Source organism: Hymenobacter glacieicola, assembly GCF_014640315.1.
In the GTDB taxonomy this organism is placed as follows: Bacteria; Bacteroidota; Bacteroidia; order Cytophagales; family Hymenobacteraceae; genus Hymenobacter; species Hymenobacter glacieicola.
Genome location: NZ_BMGS01000007.1, coordinates 1 through 21759 on the forward strand (window position 1 = coordinate 1; position 21759 = coordinate 21759).

Annotated in this window: 15 protein-coding genes and 1 pseudogene; 5 read left to right on the forward strand and 11 right to left on the reverse strand. The window is 61.3% G+C overall.

The window, feature by feature from the left end; translation table 11 throughout:
* Positions 1 to 93 precede the first annotated feature (93 nt).
* The 8 genes from IEW18_RS13495 to IEW18_RS13530 all read right to left on the reverse strand — a co-directional run bounded on the left by IEW18_RS13495 (position 94) and on the right by IEW18_RS13530 (position 10009).
* Positions 94 to 522 carry a DUF1810 domain-containing protein gene (locus tag IEW18_RS13495; RefSeq protein ID WP_188558395.1) on the reverse strand — a complete coding sequence of 143 codons (429 nt, stop codon included), beginning with the start codon at positions 520 to 522 and terminating at the stop codon, positions 94 to 96.
* A gap of 237 nt (positions 523 to 759) precedes the next feature.
* Positions 760 to 1485 (reverse strand): M48 family metallopeptidase, encoded by a 726-nt coding sequence (locus IEW18_RS13500; protein WP_188558396.1) that lies wholly within the window; start codon positions 1483 to 1485, stop codon positions 760 to 762.
* An 89-nt stretch (positions 1486 to 1574) separates the two neighbouring features.
* A complete protein-coding gene (locus IEW18_RS13505) occupies positions 1575 to 2081 on the reverse strand; it encodes a PPC domain-containing DNA-binding protein (protein WP_188558397.1) in 507 nt (168 codons plus the stop codon).
* Positions 2082 to 2225: 144 nt separating this feature from the next.
* Positions 2226 to 3098 (reverse strand): aldo/keto reductase, encoded by an 873-nt coding sequence (locus tag IEW18_RS13510; RefSeq protein ID WP_188558398.1) that lies wholly within the window; start codon positions 3096 to 3098, stop codon positions 2226 to 2228.
* A gap of 244 nt (positions 3099 to 3342) precedes the next feature.
* Positions 3343 to 6678, reverse strand: a complete 3336-nt coding sequence (locus IEW18_RS13515; protein ID WP_188558399.1) for a UTP--glucose-1-phosphate uridylyltransferase — start codon at positions 6676 to 6678, stop codon at positions 3343 to 3345.
* 115 nt (positions 6679 to 6793) lie between these two features.
* Positions 6794 to 7747, reverse strand: coding sequence for a UTP--glucose-1-phosphate uridylyltransferase (locus tag IEW18_RS13520; RefSeq protein WP_229728742.1), 954 nt, complete (start codon positions 7745 to 7747; stop codon positions 6794 to 6796).
* A gap of 559 nt (positions 7748 to 8306) precedes the next feature.
* A complete protein-coding gene (locus tag IEW18_RS13525; protein WP_229728743.1) occupies positions 8307 to 9425 on the reverse strand; it encodes a VWA domain-containing protein in 1119 nt (372 codons plus the stop codon).
* A 35-nt stretch (positions 9426 to 9460) separates the two neighbouring features.
* Positions 9461 to 10009: a CbrC family protein gene (locus IEW18_RS13530; protein WP_188558400.1), complete on the reverse strand. Its 549-nt coding sequence runs from the start codon at positions 10007 to 10009 to the stop codon at positions 9461 to 9463.
* Between the two features lie 445 nt (positions 10010 to 10454).
* Between IEW18_RS13530 and IEW18_RS13535 the strand changes: the two genes are divergently transcribed.
* Positions 10455 to 12893: a zinc-dependent metalloprotease gene (locus IEW18_RS13535; RefSeq protein ID WP_188558401.1), complete on the forward strand. Its 2439-nt coding sequence runs from the start codon at positions 10455 to 10457 to the stop codon at positions 12891 to 12893.
* 590 nt (positions 12894 to 13483) lie between these two features.
* The gene (locus tag IEW18_RS13540; protein WP_188558402.1) at positions 13484 to 14104 is read left to right on the forward strand and encodes a DUF4304 domain-containing protein; all 621 of its coding nucleotides are present in this window, start codon (positions 13484 to 13486) and stop codon (positions 14102 to 14104) included.
* Between the two features lie 17 nt (positions 14105 to 14121).
* Here the strand turns inward: IEW18_RS13540 and IEW18_RS13545 are convergent, their stop codons facing one another.
* Positions 14122 to 14484, reverse strand: a complete 363-nt coding sequence (locus IEW18_RS13545; RefSeq protein WP_188558403.1) for an Imm51 family immunity protein — start codon at positions 14482 to 14484, stop codon at positions 14122 to 14124.
* A 191-nt stretch (positions 14485 to 14675) separates the two neighbouring features.
* Positions 14676 to 15236: pseudogene (locus IEW18_RS13550) on the reverse strand (peptide deformylase).
* Positions 15237 to 15543: 307 nt separating this feature from the next.
* Here IEW18_RS13550 and IEW18_RS13555 point away from each other — a divergent pair.
* A complete protein-coding gene (locus tag IEW18_RS13555) occupies positions 15544 to 16692 on the forward strand; it encodes a glycoside hydrolase family 43 protein (RefSeq protein WP_229728744.1) in 1149 nt (382 codons plus the stop codon).
* Between the two features lie 116 nt (positions 16693 to 16808).
* On the opposite strand, the gene IEW18_RS13560 is transcribed toward IEW18_RS13555, so the two are convergent.
* The gene (locus tag IEW18_RS13560; RefSeq protein WP_188558404.1) at positions 16809 to 18002 is read right to left on the reverse strand and encodes a substrate-binding domain-containing protein; all 1194 of its coding nucleotides are present in this window, start codon (positions 18000 to 18002) and stop codon (positions 16809 to 16811) included.
* A gap of 339 nt (positions 18003 to 18341) precedes the next feature.
* Here IEW18_RS13560 and uxuA point away from each other — a divergent pair, with 339 nt between their 5' ends.
* Positions 18342 to 19595: a mannonate dehydratase gene (uxuA, locus tag IEW18_RS13565; RefSeq protein WP_229728745.1), complete on the forward strand. Its 1254-nt coding sequence runs from the start codon at positions 18342 to 18344 to the stop codon at positions 19593 to 19595.
* 39 nt (positions 19596 to 19634) lie between these two features.
* Positions 19635 to 21743 carry an alpha-glucuronidase family glycosyl hydrolase gene (locus IEW18_RS13570; RefSeq protein WP_188558405.1) on the forward strand — a complete coding sequence of 703 codons (2109 nt, stop codon included), beginning with the start codon at positions 19635 to 19637 and terminating at the stop codon, positions 21741 to 21743.
* Positions 21744 to 21759: the final 16 nt, after the last annotated feature.

Sequence of the window (21759 nt, forward strand, 5' to 3'; positions counted from 1 at the left end):
GGCAGGTGAGAGTCGTCTGAAGCATCCATCAAGATAACATTCACCTGCTATTTTACCACTGCCAAATTTTTAAATATATAGTGACGGGCAAACTCAAGTGCGGCTAAGCTGCTGTAGGGTTTTGCCGTCGGGGTCGCCGTGGAAAAACTTGTCCAGCACTTGCTCAAAGACGGGGTCGGCGTTGGGCACGCAGGAAAACAGCGTCATGGAGGATTTCAGCTTCACATCATCGGGGCTGCCGAAGATGGCGGTGGCGTTGGAGCCAGGGAGGTCGAGCAGGACCCGGGATATTTCCAGCAGGCGCGGCCCTAGTACGGGGTGTTGAAGAAAGGCCTCCGCTTCGGCACGGTCGCGGATAGCATAGAACTTCGAGGTTTCGCTGAAGCCCAGGCCTCGGATTTGGGGGAAGATGTACCACATCCAGTGGCTGCGCTTGCGGCCATTTTTTATTTCGGCCAACGCCACTGGGTAGTCCGTGCGCTGGGCGTCCAGAAAGCGTTGCAAATCGGTTGTTGAGGCCATGCCCTTGCAGTTATAGAGTACACACTGGGCGTATGTACGCACCGGCGGCCGACAGCGCCGTGGCGAGCGGCGGGTTTGATAATCGGCAAGGGTAGGGATTGGAGCAACTAGGTGATAAAGCCCTGGTTGTGAATATTAAACGAACGTCATGTCTCGACCAGCTCGACATGACGTTCGTTTATTTCTCGCTCAACTCCTTCGGCTGGCCTGCCTCAATGCTACTTATCCCACTTAAGTTTAGTCTGCGTCGTCGCCGGTGGGTTGCTGGCCGGTGGGGTTGGCTTGCAGGGCGGCTTTATGCTGGCGCCAGTCGGGCATGAACTGGTCCATCAGGCCCCAGAAGCGGGCGTTGTGCAGGCGCTCGTGCAGGTGTACCAGCTCGTGCACCACCACGTAGGCAAGGCAGCCCGGAGGCTTTTTGGCTAGTTCCAGACTCAGCCAGATGCGGCGGGCTCCAATGTTGCAGGTGCCCCAGCGGGTGCGCATCTGCTTCACGCCCCAGGCCTCAGCCCGCGCACCCACAATCGGCTCCCAGTGAGCTAGCAACGCCGGAATCTGCTCTTTCAGGCGGGCGCGGTACCAGGCGCTGAGTACGGCGGCGCGCTCCTCAGCAGTAGCCGATTCCGCTACGTGCAGGTCCAGATGCTCTTCGGTGAGAACCACGCGGGGGCGGCTGGTGGTGGCATGCACCCGTAGCTCGTAGGGGCGACCCTGGTAGAAGTGCGTTTCGCCGGTGCAATAGGTTAGGGCTGCGGGCGGGGGTAGGGCGGCAAACCGCGCCTGGTGCTTCTTAATCCAGTCTTGGCGGGAAAGGACAAACTGATGCAGGGTTTCCTCGGGTAGGCGCAAGGGCACGGCCACGCGCACCCGGCCTTCCGGCGGATACACCGTTACGCGCATGGTCCGGATGGCCTTGCGCACTACTTCCACGGCCAACCCGCCAATCTGTATAGTTTTACTCATCTAAACACGGCAGTCAGGCCAGATAAAGGCGGCCTAACCACTACGCAAGGTACGCACGCCGCCGCTACCGATTAGTGGGTGCGGGGACTTTACCAGCTCATCACCGTGGCACCGTTGCGCTCATCTATTTCTCGGATCTGACGCTGCTGGTGCACAGTTACGGTAATTTCCATGGAGCCCGTGCCCACTTCCAGCGCCAGAATATGGCCCCCGACGGTGGCAAACGTTTTGTCGGCGGCTACGCCGTGCAGGTGCAGGGCTGGCTTGCCTTCCTTCCAGGCTATGCTGCCGGTGAGGCTGGCCATTTCCACGTCGCGGAAGGCTTTGGGGTCGTAGGTTTTGGTTTGAGCATTCCAAAAGCCGAACGTAGGGTGCCCGAACCCGATGCCGGCCAGGCTGGCCCCCGGAATCTTTTCCCGGCTTGTCAACTGCTCTAATTCCTGCAGTACATTGTCGCCCTGGCGCAGCACCATCAGAAAGCCGGTGGGCGTGCGCACGTACTTGGGTGCGGCGGGTTTGGCGGCCGTTTGTCCGGTGGCCGCGTGCGCCAGCAAGCTCGCGCTTAGCGCGAGGCTCGTGAGAAGAAAGTGGTTCATAGCTGAGAAGGGGGTAGGGAAAAAGAAAGGGTAGAGGCATTTTCGTAGCCACTGACAACACGGGCGGCCACGAAAAAGCCCGGTTCATGCGAAGAACTACGGTAGTGCTTCGTACGAACCGGGCATGAGGTTACAGTGGGCGGCTTATTCCGGGTCCGAAGAGCCGCCGAGGTTTTCCAGCTCGGCCATGTCTTCCAGCGTGAGGGCCAGGGAAGCGGCCTGCACGTTTTCTTCCAGGTGCTTCACCTTAGAGGTGCCCGGAATCAGCAGGATGTTGGGGGAGCGGTGCAGCAGCCAGCTTAGGGCCACCTGTTGCTTGCTGGCGTTATACTTCTGCCCGATTTTGGTGAGCTTGCTCAGGGCCTCCTCGTTGCCGCCGGCCAGCGGATACCACGGAATAAAGGCCATGCCGTTTTTCTCGCAGAAGTTCAGCTCGGCCTCCCACTTGCGGTTGTCCACGCTGTACATGTTCTGCACCGACACTACTTTCACGTATTGCTGGGCCTGCTGAATCTGCTCCACGGTTACTTCCGAGAGGCCAATGTGTTTCACCAGGCCTTCCTCCTGCACCTGTTGCAGAAACTCCAGGGTTTGCTCAAACGGCACTTCGGGGTCAACGCGGTGCAGCTGGTAGAGGTCAATCTGGTCGAGCTTTAGCCGCTGCAGACTGCCTTCCAGGGCCTCGCGCAGGTGCTTGGGGCTGGCGTCAATGGGCCATTGGTTGGGGCCGGTGCGCAGCAGCCCGCCCTTGGTGCCAATAATTAGCCCTGCCTTGTAAGGGTGCAAGGCCTCGGCAATCAGCTCCTCCGATACGTTGGGGCCGTAGCTGTCGGCGGTGTCAATGAAGGTGATGCCCAGCTCCACGGCCCGCTGCAGCACCCGGATGGCCTCGTCGTGGTCCTGGGGTGGTCCCCAGATGCCGTCGCCGGTGATGCGCATGGCGCCGTAGCCCATGCGGTTGATGGTCAACTCGCCGCCCAGGCGGAAGGTAGTGGCAGGAGAAGGGGAAGTAGCCATGAGAAAGGTGGTTGGTGGTGGACGCAGGAAATACGCGGGGCAGGCCGCCGGTGTTAGGCCCCGCCCCAGATTCTAGTAACTGCGGGCTCGGGCAAAAGTGTCTTGTGGCTCAGCTTGTTAGTGCAAGGAGCAGTGCTCGGGCCGGTAGGAAGCTGAAAAATGAAGCGGGCGCAGCAGGGAGCTGCTTATATAAGCAATTCCCTGCTGCGCCCGCTTCATTGACACGCCGTACGCTTTCCTTGACTTACGTAAACTGCGCCAGCGAAGCCACGTGGTCCTTGCTGCCGTCGGTTACCCAGGCATCGAGCTGGGCGGGGTCCTTCATCTGCTGGCCGCGGCTGCGGGGCACCACCAGGTAGCCGCAGGGCACGTCCGGCAGGGCCGACATGTCACTCCACAGCTTCTCAATCTGTGCAACGGGGTAGATGTCCTCCTGGCCGTGGCCCCAGCGGTATTTTACGTCCTTGATGGTCACGTAGGTAGGGATGCGCTGGGCCACGCTGCGCACGGCGCGGGCCAGTTGGGCCTCGTCGCCCTGCTGCAAATCCTGGCGGGTGAGGCCGAAGAGCTCCAGCAGCGCATCCACCTGAATCCAGGTGGTCATGGTGTTGTAGTAGCTCAGGCCTAGCTCGTCTTCCTCGTGGGGTTGGGCCAGGCCTTCGAGCAGGCGCACTTGGCCGTTCACGCGGGCCAGTCCGCCCCCGCGGTCCTCAATGCGGCGCGGTATCACCTCGAAGGTCAGCACGTTGCGGGAGGCCAGGTGGTAGCCCAGGGCCGCCGCGTGCACGTCGGCACCCAGTGTGTCGATGTTGTGGAGCATGATGGTTTCCACCTGGGGCTGCTCGCGCAGGAGCTGGGCCAGGGTGCCGTTGCGCAACAGGTTCGACACCTCGTACCAGTGGCCCAGGGGCGAGAAGCGTTGGGCGGCAATGTTGTCGACGTAGTCGGTGCCTTCGCCCTTGCCTTTGGCCCAGGCAATCATGCTACCCCGCACTGCGTCGCGCACCTTCTGCTTGTTTTCGTCGAGGGTTTCCTGGGGCATTTCCTCCCACATAAAGCGTAAATCCCGCTCCGTGGGCACAAACCGCTGCCCAATGCTGCGGCCCGCCGAGAGGTACACCGGCCCCGAGTACCCGAAGTTGCCGGTGGCGGCCAGCTGCTGGCGAATAGGCTCGTGGGTGAGGTAGCTGGTGGCCACCAGATGCGGAATGACGGCCCCGTACTGCTCGGCCACGCGGCGCGTTTTGGCCAGGTGAATCTCCAGGAAGCTACGGTGCACGCCGGCCATTTCCACGAAGGGGTTCAGGGCCTTGATGACGCCCGCGCCCTTGGTCCAGCGGCTGCCTACCCCCGCGGCCAGGCTGAGCACGGCCACCTTGCCCGCCCGGATGGCGGCAGCGCCGGTTTCGGCGTAGTCGGCCAGGGCCTCAAACTGCACAACGTCCGGGGGCTGCACGTCCTCGATGGTGGTTTCGGCGGAGAGGCGGTTGCGCGAGAGGCCGATGCGGCCCTTCTGCAGTTCCTCCCGGATATCTTCGTGCTGGATGTAGTCGAAGCCGTTTTCCTTTTTGATCTGCTCGGCCTTCTCGTTTTCCGTGCTGCGGTTGCCCTGGGCCGTGGGGTCCGAAACCTTGAACAGGTTGCTGACAATAGTGCGCAGCAGGGGGTAGGCCAGGTTGTTTTGCTCGCAGTAGGTCGTGAAAAAGTCGATTTCGGCCCGCCGGATGTAGGAAATGGTTTCCGGTTCCTGCTTCACGAGTTGCGAGACGTGAATGGCGTAGTACTGCTCCGGCATCAGGGCCTCCGGGCCTTGGTGCAGGCTACCCCAGGAGCCGCGCTGGTTGATGCTCCAGTTGTAGACCACCGGCTCCATGGCAAAGGGTAGGGCCGCCGACAGCTCCTGCTTGGTCTGGCGCAGCAGCTCCAGCACCCGCAGCTTGTAGTCCTCGTAGTGCGCGGGGTTCACGAACATGCCCATGCCGCCACCCGACATGCCGCCGAGCATCAGGAAGCCGTAATAATCGGCCCCGAACTCCTTTTTCGCCTTGGCAATGAGCTGCTCGGTGAAGTACGTAGACGCCCAGGGAATAATGGTTTTGATAGGCCCCTCGAAGTTACGGGCCGTGTTGGCGCCCAGCTTCTGAATATCCCCCTCCCGAATAGCGGCCAGAATGTTGTCAAATACCTCGTTGGTTTGCTGGCGGGCGGCCCATTCCTGCTCGCCGCGGAGCAGGTATTTCTCCGTCACCATTTCCAGAATGGGGCCCACGTTGGAGGCCATGCCGCCGTGCATGAGCACCAGGGAGTTCATGATTTTCTCCCCGATTTCGGGGTGCACTTCCTCACCCTCTAGCACCCGGTGGCGGGGTAGCAGCGTGCCACGACTAATGTCGTACTCCGGGTCGCCGGGCTGGGCAAACGTGCCCTGAATGGCCTTGATGCCCGGCCACACGCCGCCGGAATCCTGCCAGCCGCCGCCGGAGCCACCAATCCACTCGCCCAGAATAGCCCGCGAGGCCACCAGCCGCCGCTCGCTCTCGTCGAGGCCGCCAGTGAGCTGCCGGGTCTGGCCCGTGGCGCGCATCAGCAGGCTGATAATGGAACCCAGCAGGTTGGTAGAAACGGCAAAGCGCGAGCCTTTCGGGATGTCGTTTACCTTGGTCACCAGCTCGATGCCCATGCCCGGGGCCACCATGCGGGCCAGAATATCGGGTAGGCTCTGGTTGGTGCCTTCAAAGGAGGGCGGAATCAGGCCCGAGGCAATTACGCCGGCCTTCACCAGGCTTAGGTAGTCGTTGCCGAAGTTAAACAGGTCGGCCAGGTCGTGCACGTCCTTGGTTGTGTTCAGGTCGATGCTGGTCAGGCGCAGCACCGGGTCCGGAATCACACGCACGTAGGCGTGCAGGGGCGGCAGAATGTCTTTGTCGCGCCCGAACACGCCCAGGTCGATGGACAGGTTCACTACCCGCGCACCTTCGGGGTAGTCCATGCCCAGAAAGAAAATATCCGACCAGCCGCTGTGCGTCAGGTCCATGCGCACGGAGGTGCTCTCGTGCAGAATGGGGTAGAACAAGGTGCCTTCCGGGCGCTGCAGCAGCTGCGGATGAATGCGGATGGGGTGCTCTTCCTGGTGGCCGACGCGGAACATCCACTGGTTGCCCTTGCTGGAGCGCACGCTTTTGCGCACCTGGTCGGCGAGGATCTGGAAGGAGAGGTGGTGGTAGCTTTCGGCCAGGGCGCTGAACAGGGTAGCGTTGGGTCCGTGCGCGTCCAGCTCCCGCAGAAAGGTGCTGATAGCATGCTCAAAGCGGCGGCCCAGCAAATCCTCGAAGCCCGCGTACGGAATCTTGCCCACGGGCGCTACTTCTGCCGATTCCTGCAGGAAAAACCGGAAGCCGGCGTACAGGAACAGGATGGCCCGCACCTTGTCGTAGAGGTTGGGGGTAGCTTTCCGGAACTCGTCCAGCTCCCGCAGGTAGCGCAGCAGCTCCCGGGCCGGCAGCCCGCGGCTCAGCTCGTAAAACGAGCGGTTGCGCGCCGCCGGTTCCGGGGAGGTAATGGTATCTATGAATGCATTCATGCAGATGCGAGATTTAGATAAGTATAGACCAAGTAAGAGTGGCCCAGAGCTAAAACTAGCAGCTAGTTCCCCTCCTCAGATGAGGAGGGGAACTAGTTGCTAGAGTAGTAGTTAACTACTTCCCCTTGCGGCTGTTGGCTTCGGCCAGTAGCTCTACCAGGGTGGTGAGGGTTTCGTCGTGGGCTTCGCCGGCCAGGCCCAGGGCAATTTGGGCGCGGAGCAGGCCCTGCTTGCGGCTGAGGTCGTAGCGGTTGCCTTTCACTTCCAGGGCCAGGTATTTTTCGGTGGTGGCCAGCTCCTGCAGAGCCGGGGTGAGTAGCACGTTTGGGCCGCCCGCCTCCATCTGGGGCTGCAGAATGCTGAACACGGCGGGCGTGAGGACGTGCATGCCGAAGAAACAGAGGTAGTAGCCGGCCCGCAGCCCGGGCGTTTGCAGCTCCAACTCGGCGAGGCTCAACGAGGGCTTCTCGATGATTTTATCAATCTGGTACACCCCAACCTGCCCGGCCAGGTGCTTGCCCGTGATGGTGCCGTAGCGGCTTACCTGGTGCTCGATAGTCGGGTTCACGGCCGACACGGAGCAGCCTTCCTGCGCGGCCAGGGCCAGCAGCTGGGCGGCGCAGCGCTGCCGGGGCACGTCGGAAACGTAGAGGTAGTCGCCGAGCAGGAGCAGGAAGGGCTCCTGGCCGACAAACTCGCGGGCGCAGTACACGGCGTGGCCGTAGCCGCGGGCCTCGTGCTGCTCGGCAAACTGCAGGCGGCTGAGCAGGTGGTCGATTTTCTCGGCTTCCTCGCGGGCCCAGTCGATACCCTGGTAGGACTTGAGCAGGTTGTCGCGCAGGGAGCCGAAGGCTTCGAGGTAGCGCGGCCCGTCGCCGGGGGCGCACACCACGCACAGCTCCTCGATGCCGCTGCTCAGGGCCTCCTCGGCAATAATCTGGATAACGGGCTTGTGCAGACCATCCACGTCCACCACCGGCAGCATGGCTTTCTGAATAGTGTCGGCTACGGGATAGAGCCGCTCGCCGCGGGCCGCTGCGGTAATCACCGCCTTCTTTATTTTCATCATAAACGCCAAAAGCAAGCAGAAGGCGCCCCGGGTAGGGTAGCGCCAGGAGTAAAGCAATACGGACGAATACGCACCGGGAAACCGATACGTAAACAGCTACAAAGAAACGCCGAAAAAGGCTGGACGCTGTTACCACCGGCTTGGCGTTCCGGCTTGCTATAAGCTATAAGCCAGTAGTTTATAAAGTTAGGCTAACACCGGTAGTGGAGAAATTCTACCGAAAACGTTACCGGTAGTTTGCGAAGGTCCAACTTGGTTTGAAATAAGGCTCCAGGTCGGCCAGCTCCCGGTCAGGGGGACGAAGGCTTGGAATGCCAGAGCAGAGAAGTGAACAGCGCACAAAACCCGTCATGCAGAACGGTAGGGTAGACTCTCGCGTGCTGACGTTGCCAAAGTACTTGTCCTGCTGAGCTTGTCGAAGCATCTCTACCGCTTCGCCTGAGCAAGTAGCAGAAGTCAGTCAGAGGTAGAGATGCTTCGACTATGCACCGCTTCACTCAGCATAACGCGGTCCTCTAGTTTCGCCTGTGTTAAGTATGGTAGACTCGATTTAGGTAAACTACAACGGTGCAGCTTTCAATTCCTGGCCCTGAATGGCGGCGGCCATGAGCTGCGGGAACTGGGCCGGGGTGCAGGCGAAGCTCGGGACGCCCAGGGCGGCGAACTGCTCCGCCACGCGCCTATCAAAGGAAGGGGCGCCATCGTCGGCGAGGGCCAGTAGGGCCACTACGGTTACGCCGGCGGCTTTCAGGGCGGCGGCGCGCTTGATCATTTCCCGCTCATTACCACCCTCGTACAGGTCGCTGATGAGCACCAGGATGGTATCGGTGGGGCGGGTGATGAGCTGCTGGCAGTAAGTGAGGGCCAAGTTGATGTCGGTGCCGCCCCCGAGCTGCACCCCAAACAACAGGTCTACCGGGTCCTGCAGGTCTTCCGAGAGGTTGACCACGGCCGTATCAAACACCACCATGTGGGTTTTCACAGCCTTGATGGAGGCCAGCACGGCCCCGAACACCCCGGCGTACACCACCGAGGAAGCCATGGACCCGCTCTGGTCTACGCAGAGTACAATTTCCTTGAGCGCCTGCCCGCGCCGCCCGTAGCCGATGAGCTTTTCCGGCACCACCGTTTTGTACTGGGGCTGGTAATGCTTGAGGTTGGCCCGGATGGTAGCGCCCCAGTTGATTTCGTGGTAGCGGGGGCGCGGGTTGCGCACGGCCCGGCTCAGGGCACCCTGCACGGCCTGGCGCAAGGGGTTGGCCAGCTGCTGCTCCAGTTCGCGCACTACCTGCAGCACTACCTCGCGGGCCGTGTGCTTCACCTTCTGGGGCATCACCCGGCTCAACGACAGGAGCGTGCCCACCAGGTGCACGTCGGCCTGCACGGTGCGCAGCACTTCGGGCTCCAGTAGCAGCTGGTGCAGGCCGAGCCGGTCCATGGCATCTTGCTGCATCACGGCTACCACCGAGGAGGGAAAGTAGGTGCGGATGTCGCCGAGCCAGCGGCTGACCTTGGGGGCCGAGCCGCCCAGGCCGGCTTTTCGCTCGCCGTTATTGTCGTAGAGCTGGGTCAGCACTTCATCCATGCGGCCGTAATCCGGCGACAGGGCAATTTCATTGGCGGCGTCGGCGGAGGAGCCCAGCACCAGTTTCCAGCGGGCAGCAGAGGTTGAAGACACGGCAGAGGGTAGGGAATGGGGAGCCGAAAACTACGTTAATCACAATCAATATGGAGCCGGTGCTGCCCGCAGTGGCGGCACTGGAACAAGTACCCCGTCAGGCCGCCATCAGCCGACAGGCTCCGGAGTAAAAACTCTTCATCGGGCCAGTCCTGCAAATCGGGGCGTAGTTCCGGGAGCAGCGGGCGGATATCCTCGCCGCCCACGTAGCCCAGGAACACGCACATATCCTGGCAATGCGTCAGCCAGACTTCCTGCTGCCAGGAGTTGTAGCCGGGCGAGCGGGACACTACTTCCTCCAGGGAGGCAGCGTTGGTAGGAGCCGATGCTTCCGCCGGATCGGGCGAATTGCCTTCTACGGAAGCCCAGTCCTGAAACTCCGCGTCCCATTTCGCGGCCGCGCTGCCGTCGGCAATGCACCACGGGCACAGGGCGTCCACCTCGGCCTCGCAGTAAATCGGTCCGGCATAACTGTACGTGCGCGGCTGATGGCAGCACTCGCAGACAATGTCCTTCTGCTCGAAAAGCCCCAGGGTGTAAGCGTTGGGGTTGAACGTAAAGTGCGGTAGGCTGCAGGCGGGCATATTCAATAAGAGGTACAACGCAAAATAGGCCTTGGGTTGCCAATATACAGGCTGGGCTTACACTGCAGCTATGGTAGAACATGTGCATAAGATGTCAGGTCGAATGAAGACGGTCATGCCGAATAAACGACTGTCATTCCGAGCGGAGCGAGGAATCTCGCGTGCTGAGGTTGGGGTAGTAATTCGGACGTCAGCACGCGAGATGCTTCGGCTACGCCTCTGCAGGACTGTTCAACGTCAGCACGCAAGCACGCGAGATGTCTCGGCAAGCTCGACATGACAGTTCGGGTGGAGCGAAGACGACTGAAATAGCAAAGCGGGGGTAGCTCCGGGCGGCTAGCTGCTGAGCGGAAAAGTACGCGTTCTGCGCACTGCGGGCGGCTGCTTTTGCTGAATACTGCGCATCCCTCGCTACCTTCCGCCGGCTTCCTTACCTCTCCGCTGCATGAAAAAACTCTACTCGCTCCTGGTTGGCTCCCTGCTCGTTAGCTCCCATCTGGTGTCGGCCCAAAGTCTGGCCGAGAAAACTAAAGGCATGCAAAAGTCGCTAGGCTTTTTCCCGTTTTACTGGGACGATAAAACGGGCCGGGTGCTGCTGGAAATCGACAAACTCGACCAGGAAATCCTCTACGTCAGCACGCTACCCAACGGGGTGGGCTCCAACGACCTGGGCCTGGACCGCGGCCAGATCGGGCAGACGCGCATCGTGAAGTTTGTGAAGAGCGGCCCGAAGGTGCTGCTGCTGCAGCCGAACTACGATTTCCGGGCCGTGAGCCCGAATGCCGAGGAGCGGCAGTCGGTCGAGAACTCCTTTGCCCAGTCGGTGCTCTGGGGCTTCAAGGCCGAAGCCCAGGAAGGTAACCGGGTGCTCATTGATTTGACGCCCTTTCTGCTGCGCGATTCCCACCAGCTCGCCGACAAGCTCGAGGACCTGAAGCAGGGCACCTACAAGGCCGAGGAAAGCCGCTCGGCGGTATTTCTGCCCAACACCAAATCGTTTCCGCAGAACACCGAGTTTGAAGCCGTGGTGACGCTCACGGGTAAGGGCAAAGGCCGCGAAATCAACGCCGTGACGCCCGACCCCAGCGCCGTGACGGTGCATCTGCACCACTCCTTCATTCAGCTGCCCGACGATAAGTACAAGCCCCGGGCCTTCGATCCGCGGGCTGGCTACTTCGCCAACGAGTACATGGACTACGCTGCGCCCATCGACCAGCCCATCCAGAAACGGCAGATTGTGCGCCACCGCCTCCAGAAGAAAGACCCCACCGCGGCCGTGAGTGAGCCGGTGGAGCCCATCGTGTACTACCTCGACCGGGGTACGCCCGAGCCCGTGCGCTCGGCTCTGCTGGAAGGGGCCGCGTGGTGGAACCAGGCCTTCGAGGCAGCCGGCTACCGCAACGCCTTTCAGGTGAAGATGCTGCCCGAGGGCGTGGACCCCATGGACATCCGCTATAACCTGATTCAGTGGATTCACCGCTCCTCCCGCGGCTGGTCGTACGGCTCTTCCATCGTGGACCCGCGCACCGGCGAGATCCTCAAGGGGCAGGTGTCGCTGGGCTCCTTGCGCGAGCGGCAGGACTACCTGATTGCCGAGGGACTGCTGCAACCCTACGAGGACGGCCAGCCCACCAGCCCCGAGATGCTGCGCCTGAGCCTGGCCCGCCTGCGCCAGCTGGCCGCCCACGAGGTAGGCCACACCCTGGGCCTCTACCACAACTACGCCGCCAGCACCCGCGAGAGGTCGTCGGTGATGGACTACCCCGTGCCCCGCCTCAAACTCCGCCCCGATGGCACCGTGGATTTGAGTGAGGCCTACACCACCGAAATCGGGGCCTGGGACAAGCGCGCCATCCTTTACGGCTACCAGGATTTCGGCCCCCAGGCCGACGAAGCCGCCGCCCTCCGCCGCATCATCACCCAGACGCTGCAAGATGGCTACGTGTTCATGGCCGACGCCGACGCCCGGGCCCAGGGCGGGGCCCACCCGCTGGCCCACCTCTGGGACGACGGCACCAGCGCCGCCGACGCGCTGAACCACGTCATGGACGTGCGCCGGGCCGTGCTGGACCGCTTCTCCGAAAAAGCCATTGCCCCCGGCCAGCCCATGGCGACCCTGGAAGAAGTGCTGGTGCCCATGTACCTGCTGCAGCGCTACCAGGTTGAAGCCGCCGCCAAGGTGCTCGGGGGCCTCTACTACACCTACGCCGTGAAGGGCGACGGCCAGACCGTAACCCGCCTGGTAGAGCCCGCCGAGCAGTGGAAAGCCTTCGACGCGCTGCTGCGCACCATCTCGCCCCGCGAACTGGCCCTCTCGGAGGAGCTGCTGACCAAGATTCCGCCCCGGCCCGTGAACTACCCGCGCACCCGCGAAACCTTCAGCGCCCGCACCGGCCTGACCTTCGACCCCACCGGCGCGGCCGAGTCGGCGGCGGCTACTACCCTGGAGCTGCTGCTGAACCCCCAGCGCGCCGCCCGCCTCGAAGAGTACCACGCCCGCCACCCCGAGCAGCCCGGCCTGGCCGCCGTGCTTGACAAACTGGTGAAGCAAACCTGGCAGGCCAAGCCCGAAGCCGGCTACCCCGGCGAACTGCAGCGCCTGGTGAACACGCTCACCCTGCACCGCCTGCTGGCCCTGGCCGCCACTCCGCAAGCGCCCTCCGGCGTAAAGGCCCTGACCGCCCTGAAAGTGGACGAGCTGAAAACCTGGTTGCAAAAGGAAGTAAAGTCAAACAAAGACGAGAACCGCAAAGCCACCATGTTTGCCGCCCTGCGCACCATCCAGCAGTTCGAAGCAACCCCCGAGAAATTCCAGCCCGCCCCCGCCTTGCCCATGCCCGATGGCGCCCCCATTGGCAGCGAGGACGGCTGCTCGGGATTTTAAATGCTAGTTACAGATGGCAGATACGTAAGAACTGTCATGCTGAGCGCAGCCGAAGCATCTCTACCTCTGGCTAACTTCTGATGTGAGGACGAAGCGGTAGAGATGCTTCGGCTGCGCTCAGCATGACAGTCCTTTTTACTCTCCATGCTACCTAATTAGGGCTGCTTGCGAAAGTTGTCTATGTTAACCGCTCCGTCAAGTTCAAAGAGTAACTCTTCACTTTTGATCGGGCTAAAAACCGGGAAGACAAAGCGGTGTTGATCGTCAACCAGAGCTCGGTGTATTTTAATATGCTGGCCATGAGTCCGGGTAGCTGCGTAGTAACCCCTACCATCTAAGTAAACGCTAAATCCTATAGTGCCCATCTTCAGGTCTGCTTCCGGAAGGTAGCGCATCTTGCCAAGCGTACCTCGGAACGCGCGTAACTCGGTAGGACTAAGTTGGTAGTCTCCGCTGTTATTATGGATTGTAACCGAGTCGATGGCCTCAGTATCTATTAAGTCTTTAAGGCAGTATTTGCGCGGCTGGCAGGAGGCTAAGGCTGCCAATGCAAGTAAAGTGAACAGCTTTTTATACATCTACTTATAATTGTGAGCAAGCCCAAAACGGAAAGCCAATTACAATTTGACAAGCTGGTATCCGAGGTCATCTGGCCTGAATTCAAGCAGCGTGGCTATCATAGAGCTGGAAACAACTTTCGCTACTATGACGCAGCTGGCTGGGGCAAGATTCTAAACATCCAGAAAAGCGTTTTCGGTGACCGAAACAGCATCAGCTTTACGCTTAATACGGGTCTGTACCTGCCGGAAGCAGAACGGCTCTGGATGGGGCGTACGTCCGACGAAAGATTTCTAGAGCCGGGCTGTTTGATTCGTAAGCGAATAGGCCGGCTCAAAAGCTCTCACAACCAATGGTACGAGTTGTTAGAGCCGTCGGAGTTCGACCAAGTGTTGCACTCAGTAGAGCAGGATATGAGTAGCTACGTGCTGCCATACATGGACCGGGTAACCGGGATAGATGATATTCTGGAGCAACTTATTTTGGAAAAAGAGCCCAGCTCAGCCCTCGCCATTGAAACCCTCTTTGTGTACGGTCGTCGGCAGGAAGCTCAGACATGGATGGAGCATGAACTAGCTAACACCATTTACCGAGCACGACGTCAGGAACTGTTGGAGCTACAGAACAAGCTGAATAACGACCTGTATAACTAGCCGAATACTGACCTGCTCTACTCAAAAAAGTCCCCAGGGTCGGCTTGGCTGAGGTATTTGTTGAGGCTGCCCAGGTCGGCGAAGATGGGGTGGACGAGGTGCAGAAACTGCTGGGTGGCGGCCCTGCTGTCGGCATAGGCCCGGAAGATTTCACCTTCGCCGGCTACTTCAATATGCTCCAGTAGCTCCGGGTTGTGCTCTTCCACGATGGTTTCGATGTGCTCGGCCCAGGAGGCCCCACTGCCGCTGAATCCGTGCTTCTCGAACACGGCGTAGTAGTCGTCCATTTCTGATAAATCCACCACAATGCGATACTGGCGCTCCGGGGTAGCGTGCTCCTGCAGGTCGTAGACGAGGAAGGGATGATAGGTATTGGCCATAAGCTGCAAGGTAGGGGTAGGGGCCGGTAATAGCATGTCACCGCACCCCAATAGCCCGTCATCCTGAGCGCCGCGAAGGACCTTGTTACGTCAGCACGAGTCGTTGTTACGATTATCGTTTCAGCGTGATAAAGTTCTTCGCGGCGCTCAGGATGACGGGCTATTGGGGTGCCGGTGCTAGCTTCATTCACTTACTCACTACTCACTATTTCAGTACTGCGGCCATACGGGCTGCCGGCGCGGTGCTGGCGCTCGAACTCCTCGCGGGAGCAGAGCGACTTCACATCAACCATGCGGTCAATAGATAAGATACCGTCGAGGTGGTCGATTTCGTGCTGGAGCAGTTCGGCCAGATCGTCCTCGGGGCCGGCGTGGGCTTCGTGCCACTGGCCCTACGGGTCCTGGTAGCGCACCTGAATCCAGGCGTAGCGTTCTACCTGCATGAAAATGGACAGGAAGGAGAGGCAGGCATCCCAGACCACTAGCTTCTCGGGGCTGTGGGCCACGATGTTGGGGTTGATGAGCGGCCAGACCGGGCGGCCCGGCAGGCGCAGCAGAATCACGCGTTGCAACTCCCCAATCTGGGGGGCGGCAATAGCCCGGCCGTAGCCAGTTGTGTCGCGCCAGTGGGCTACCGTGTCGGTCAGGTCGGTTATGAGGTCGGCTACTTCGGGCGCGGTAGGCTCGGCTATGGGCTCCGCCACGGCGCGCAGGAGTGGGTGGCCTAGTTGCAGAATGTCGCGGATGGGCATAAAAGGGTAGGATCGTTTACAAACAGGAAGATAGCACGTTTCATGTGGGGGCAGTAAATCCCCTTGCTACCACAATCGATTACAGAGTTTATTTTCGGCAATTGTAGCGGCCAGGCGCGTCAGCCAGTCCCGACGGAATCTATATTTGGGCAAACCGTGCAGCTCCCCGATCCGGTGGCTGGCCTGCCGTTCCTGGGTTTGCCGGCTCCCGCGCTGCCGGCTGCCGCCCGCTTCTCCCGACTTGCTGTTTTTCCAGGGGCACTTTCGCAGCTCCTGGCTAGTTCGTCCACCTTCTAACCTCCCGCCCGTGCTGTTTAAGCGCCACCCCCACCTTCTCGCTGCCACTACCATCCCGGCCCTGACCCTATTGCTGCCCGCGGCCCTGCTGAGTTCCTGCCAGCAGAAGCGCCCGGAAACTCAGGCTACCGCTACGCCAGCCACTGCACCGACCACTACCACTCCTGATTCGGCTGCTTCCGGCAGTCGGAAATACCTGGCCCGGCCCCTCATCAAGGACATCTATACCGCCGACCCTTCCGCCCACGTCTTCAACGGCAAAATCTACATCTACCCCTCGCACGACATCGAGACGGGGATGCCGGAAAACGATAATGGCGACCATTTCGCCATGCGCGACTACCACATCCTGTCGATGGACAGTATCGGCGGCAAGGTCACGGACCACGGCGTGGCCCTGGATACCAAGGATATACCCTGGGCCGGCCGCCAGCTATGGGCTCCGGATGCGGCCTTTAAGAACGGCACCTACTACCTCTATTTTCCGGTCAAGGACAAGCAGGACGTGTTCCGCATTGGCGTGGCCACCAGCAAGTCGCCTACCGGTCCGTTCAAGGCCCAGCCCCAACCCATTCCGGGCAGCCTCAGCATCGACCCGGCCGTGTTTACGGACACCGATGGCAAGACCTACATGTACATGGGCGGCATCTGGGGCGGGCAGCTCCAGCGCTGGCGCACCGGCAAGTACGATGCCAGCAAGCCCAAAGAGCAGGAGCCTGGCCCCCAGGAAGCGGCCCTGGGACCCAAAATGGCGCGCCTCTCGGATAACATGCTCACCTTCGCGGAGCCCGTGAAGGAGGTCCAGATTCTGGGGGCCGATGGCAAGCCCTTCCTGTCGGGCGACAACAAGCACCGCTTTTTTGAGGGCGGCTGGCTGCACAAGTACAACGGCAAATATTACTTCTCGTATTCCACCGGCGACACCCACCTGCTGGTGTACGCCACCGGCGATTCGCCCTACGGCCCGTTCACTTACCAGGGCGTCATTATGAACCCCGTGGAGGGCTGGACTACCCACCACTCCATTGTGGAAGTAAACGGCAAGTGGTACATTTTCTACCACGACACCGAGCTGTCGGGTAAAACGTGGCTGCGCAACGTGAAAGTTACGGAGCTCAAGCGCCAACCCGACGGCCGCATTGAAACCATCAATCCGTAGGCTCGTCCTGCTCTTCGGGCAGCAGTAATAAACCCCTGCCGCCGCCTGTTTCAGGTGGTGCGGCAGGGGTTTTCTGTGCGAGTTCGGGCGGGCCTTCGAAGGGTAGGAGCGCGGAGCTAGATATCCAGCTTAAAAAACTCGGGCTTGCGTTTTTCGCCCTTGGCTTTCAGGGAAGATTGGCGAATCACCAGGTCGCCGGTAATGACGAAGGTGCGGGGCTGGAAAGCTTCCTTCTCCTGCACCTGCTCCAGAAACAGCCGGGCCGCCTGCTGCCCGATGCGGTAGGGGTGCAGGTTTACCGTGGTTAAGCCCGGCTCTATCATGGAAGCCATGAACTCGTCGCCGAAGCCGACCACGGCAATGTCCTCGGGCACCCGAATGCCGCGCGCTTTCAGGGCCACCAGCAGGTCGAAGGCATTGGTGTAGTTGATGGCAAAAATGGCGTCCGGGGGCTGGGGGAGGGCCAACCAGGCATCCAGGGCGGCCACCGCCGACTCGGGCCGAAAGTGGATGTGGGTGCGCAGCTCATCGTGGGCCGGCAGGCCGTGCTTGAGCAGGGCGCTGAGGTAGCCCGCCAGGCGGTTGCGGCTGATAAGCAGGCCCTCCGGCCCGGCCAGAATGGCAATGCGGCGCGCCCCCTGCTCAATCAGGTGCTCCGTTACGTGGAAAGCCCCGTTCCAGTCGTCCAGAATCACCTTGGCCGTGTCCACCTCATTGCACACCCGGTCGAAGTGCACGATGGGGATGCCCCGGGTGGCGGGCTGCTTGACGTGGTCGAAGTTCTCGGTTTCCCGGGAGTGGCAGATCAGCAAACCGTCGACGCGGCTGGCAATGAGGGCCTGCACGTTGCTGACCTCCATTTCGTAGGATTCCTTGGACTGGCAGATCATCACCCGGTAGCCGGCCTCGGCTACTACCTGCTGAATCCCGCTTACGGCCGTAGCAAAAAATGGCCGCTCAATATCGGGAATAACGACGCCAATGGTTTTGGTTTCACTGCTTTTCAGGCTCTGGGCCAGCAGGTTAGGTTGGTAGTCAAGCTGGCGGGCTACCTCCATAATGGCCCGCCGGGTATTGATGTTGATATCAGAATGGCCGTTAAGGGCCCGCGACACCGTGGAGGGTGCCACGCCCAACTCCCGGGCCACGTCGCTGATGGTGGTTTGCCGCCGCTTTTTCTCCGGTACGACGGCGCCCTTATCGTCTGTGAAGTGGTAATTGCAGGCCTTGCAGTGGTAGCGCTGCCGCCCCCGAATAAAGCCCGCCCGCATCACGGCATCGGCCAGGTGGCACTTCGTGCATTTGATCATGGCAATGAATTGAATTATTCCAAAGATGAGCAGGCCTAGTGAGAAACCCAATCCCATAACTGATTTTTGGCCAACGGAATTAAGCTACGTATTTTTTTTACTCTTCCGGGAAATACTTTCACCTACCGAAAACGTTTTCGAAAACGTTTTCGGTATTTTTTGTTGAAATACAGTCGTTTAAGGCAGTTTTTAGATTGCTACCTATCCCAACTGTTGCTTTATATTCGGTAGTAAGTACTCCCTAACCCCTGCTTTAGCGCATAGCCTAGCTACTGGCTAAGAATGGGAAAGGGTAACTGATAAATTGAACTTTCTTAATCTGTAACGCTGCGTTTTACCATGCTGCACACCATGCGCTGGTTCGGGCCCCAGGACCCGGTTTCTCTTTTCGCTCTTCGGCAGGCTGGCTGCACTGGCGTGGTGACGGCCCTGCATCAGCTGCCCGTAGGCGCCGTGTGGAGCCAGGACGACATCCGGGCCCGCCAGCAGCTAGTAGAAGCCGACAACGACCGGTACTCAGCCCTGCACTGGGCCGTGGTAGAAAGCCTGCCCGTGCACGAGGATATCAAGAAAGGCCGCCCGGCCCGCGCCGAGTACATCCGCAACTACCAGCAGAGCCTGCGCAACCTAGCTGCCTGCGGCATTCAGACCGTGTGCTACAACTTTATGCCGGTGCTGGACTGGTCGCGCACTAACCTGAATTACGAAATGCCCGACGGCTCCCGCGCCCTGCGTTTCGTGTGGGAAGATTTCGCCCTATTCGACCTCTGCATTCTGCGCCGCACTGGCGCCGAAAACGATTACGAAGCCGATGTAGCCGCCGCGGCCCGCGCCAAGTTCGCCACTTTATCGCCCGAGGAAATTGCTACCCTGACCAACGTGGTGCTACTGGGGCTGCCCGGCTCGGAGGAGGCCTTTGCGTTGGAGGGCTTTCAGGAGCTGCTCAACGAGTACGCCGCCATTGATGCCGATGCCCTGCGCCAGAACCTGTACTACTTCCTGCGGGAGGTGGGGCCGGTGGCCGAGGAAGTGGGCATCAACCTCTGCATTCACCCCGATGACCCACCCTTCCCGCTGCTGGGCCTGCCCCGGGTAGTGAGCACCGAGGCCGACCTGGTGGGGTTGCTGCAAGCGTATGATTCGCCGGCCAATGGCCTGACTTTCTGTACTGGTTCCCTGGGCGTGCGGCCCGATAATGATCTGCCCGGCATCGTGCGGCGCCTCGGCAGCCGCATTCATTTTGTGCACCTGCGCGCCACCAAGCGCGAGGAAAACCCGCGCAACTTCCACGAGGCCGACCACCTCACCGGCGACGTGGACATGTACGCCGTGGTGCAGGAACTGGTGCGCGAGGAGCGGCGCCGGGCCCGCACCGGCGAAGGCAACCCTACCCTGCCCATGCGCCCCGACCACGGCCACCAAATGCTCGACGACCTGGAAAAGCGCACCTACCCCGGCTACTCGGCCATCGGACGGCTACGGGGGTTGGCCGAGCTACGGGGTCTGGAGCTCGGCATCCGCCGCAACCTGGAAGCCACGGAGGCGGCTACCCCCGCGGAAGTCGTTGAAGCCCCCGCCCCCCGCTTCGTTTAACCAGCCCTGTTTCCACCCGCCGACCTTCCATTCCCACCTATGCTACCTCGCTTTTCGCTGCTTTTCGCGCTGCTCTGCTTCGGTCTTGTTCTGCCGGGGCGCGCCGATGATGGCTACCGTCTGTGGCTGAAGTACGATGAGCTGCCCGAGGCGGGCCTGCGCAAGGCCTGGCAGGCCCAGGCGCGGGGTATTGTGGTGGAAGGCAACGCAACTCCCACCCTGCAAACCGCCGCCCACGAGCTGCAACTCGGGCTGCAAGGCTTGCTGGGACGCCCGGTGCCGGTAGGGGCGGTGCCGGGCGGCAAGGGAAGCATTCGGCTACGCGTGGCCCCCGACCCGGCCCTGGGCCGGGAAGGCTACCGCATCACGAGCCAGAAAAATGGGCTGGAAATTACTGGCCCCACCGATGCGGCCGTGCTCTACGGCTGCTTTGCCCTGCTGCGGCAGGCGCAGACCGGCCAGCTGCCCGACAAGCTGAGCCTCAGCAGCCAGCCCCGCATTCAGTACCGCCTGCTTAACCACTGGGACAACCCCAACGGCACCGTGGAGCGCGGCTACGCGGGGTCCTCCATCTGGAAGTGGCTGGAACTGCCCGAGCGCCTCGACCCGCGCTACCAGGACTATGCCCGCGCCAATGCCTCCATTGGCATCAATGGGGTAGTGCTCAACAACGTGAATGCCAGTGCCCGCTACCTCACGGCAGAGTACCTGCAAAAAGTAGCCGCCCTGGCTGGCGTGATGCGGCCCTACGGCATCCGGGTCTACCTCTCCGTGTTCTGGGCCGCGCCCAAAGTCATTGGCGGGCTACCCACTTCCGACCCGCTGGACCCTAAGGTGGCGCAGTGGTGGAAAGTTAAAACCGACGAGATTTATAAGACCATTCCCGACTTTGGGGGCTTTCTGGTGAAGGCCAACTCCGAAGGCGAGCCCGGCCCCCAGGACTACGGCCGCAACCACGCCGACGGCGCCAACATGCTGGCTACGGCCCTGGGCTCCCACGACGGGGTAGTGATGTGGCGGGCCTTTGTATACAAAGCCAACTCCAAGGGCGACCGGTTCAAGGAAGCCTTCGAAGAATTCCAGCCCCTCGACGGCAAGTTTTCGCCCAAGGTGCTGGTACAGGTGAAGAACGGCCCGATTGACTTCCAGTCCCGGGAGCCGTTTCACCCGCTGTTCGGGGCCATGCCGCGCACCCCGCTGGTGCTGGAGGTGCAGCTAACCCAGGAGTACCTGGGCTTCGCGACCCACCTGGTGTACCTGGGTCCCCTCATTAAGGAATGCCTCGAAGCCGATACGCACTCCCAGGGCCCCGGCTCGACGGTAGCCAAGGTGGTGGATGGTACCCTGGAAAAGCACAGCGTGAGCGGTATTGCGGGGGTAGCCAACATCGGCTCCGACCGGAACTGGACCGGCCACCTGGTGGGGCAGGCCAACTGGTACGCCTACGGTCGCCTGGCCTGGGACCACACGCTTAGCTCCGCGGCCATTGCCGAAGAATGGACCAAAATGACCCTCACGCGCGAGTCCCAGGCCCTGGCCAGCCTTCTACCGGTGCTCAATCAGTCGCGCGACATTTATGTGCGCTACACCACGCCCCTGGGCTTGCACCACATCATGGGCCAGAGCATTCACTACGGCCCCGAGCCCTGGCTGGAGAAAAGCGCCCGCCCCGACTGGACCTCCGTGTACTACCACAAGGCCGACGCCGAAGGCCTGGGCTTCGACCGCACCGCTCGCGGCTCCAACGCCCTCAGCCTCTACGCCCCCGGCGCCCGGCAGGTGTGGAGCAACCCCGCCACCTGCCCGCCCGACTACCTGCTCTGGTTTCACCACGTGGGCTGGGGGCAGCAGCTGAGTACCGGCCGCACCCTCTGGGATGAGCTGACCACCCGCTACTACACCGGCGCCGACTCCGTGCTCTGGATGCAGCGGCAGTGGGAGCAGGCCAAGCCGGCCGTGGACCCCGAGCTGCACGCCGACGTGGCGGCCCGCCTGCGCATTCAGCACCGCGAGGCCCTGTGGTGGCGCGACGCCTGCGTGCTCTACTTCCAGACCTACGCCAAGCGGCCCATTCCGCCCACGCTCACGCCACCCACCCGGCCCCTGGCCGAGGTCAAGGAGCTGGTCGACCTCTATCAACTGCGCTAACTCTTCTTCGCACAGC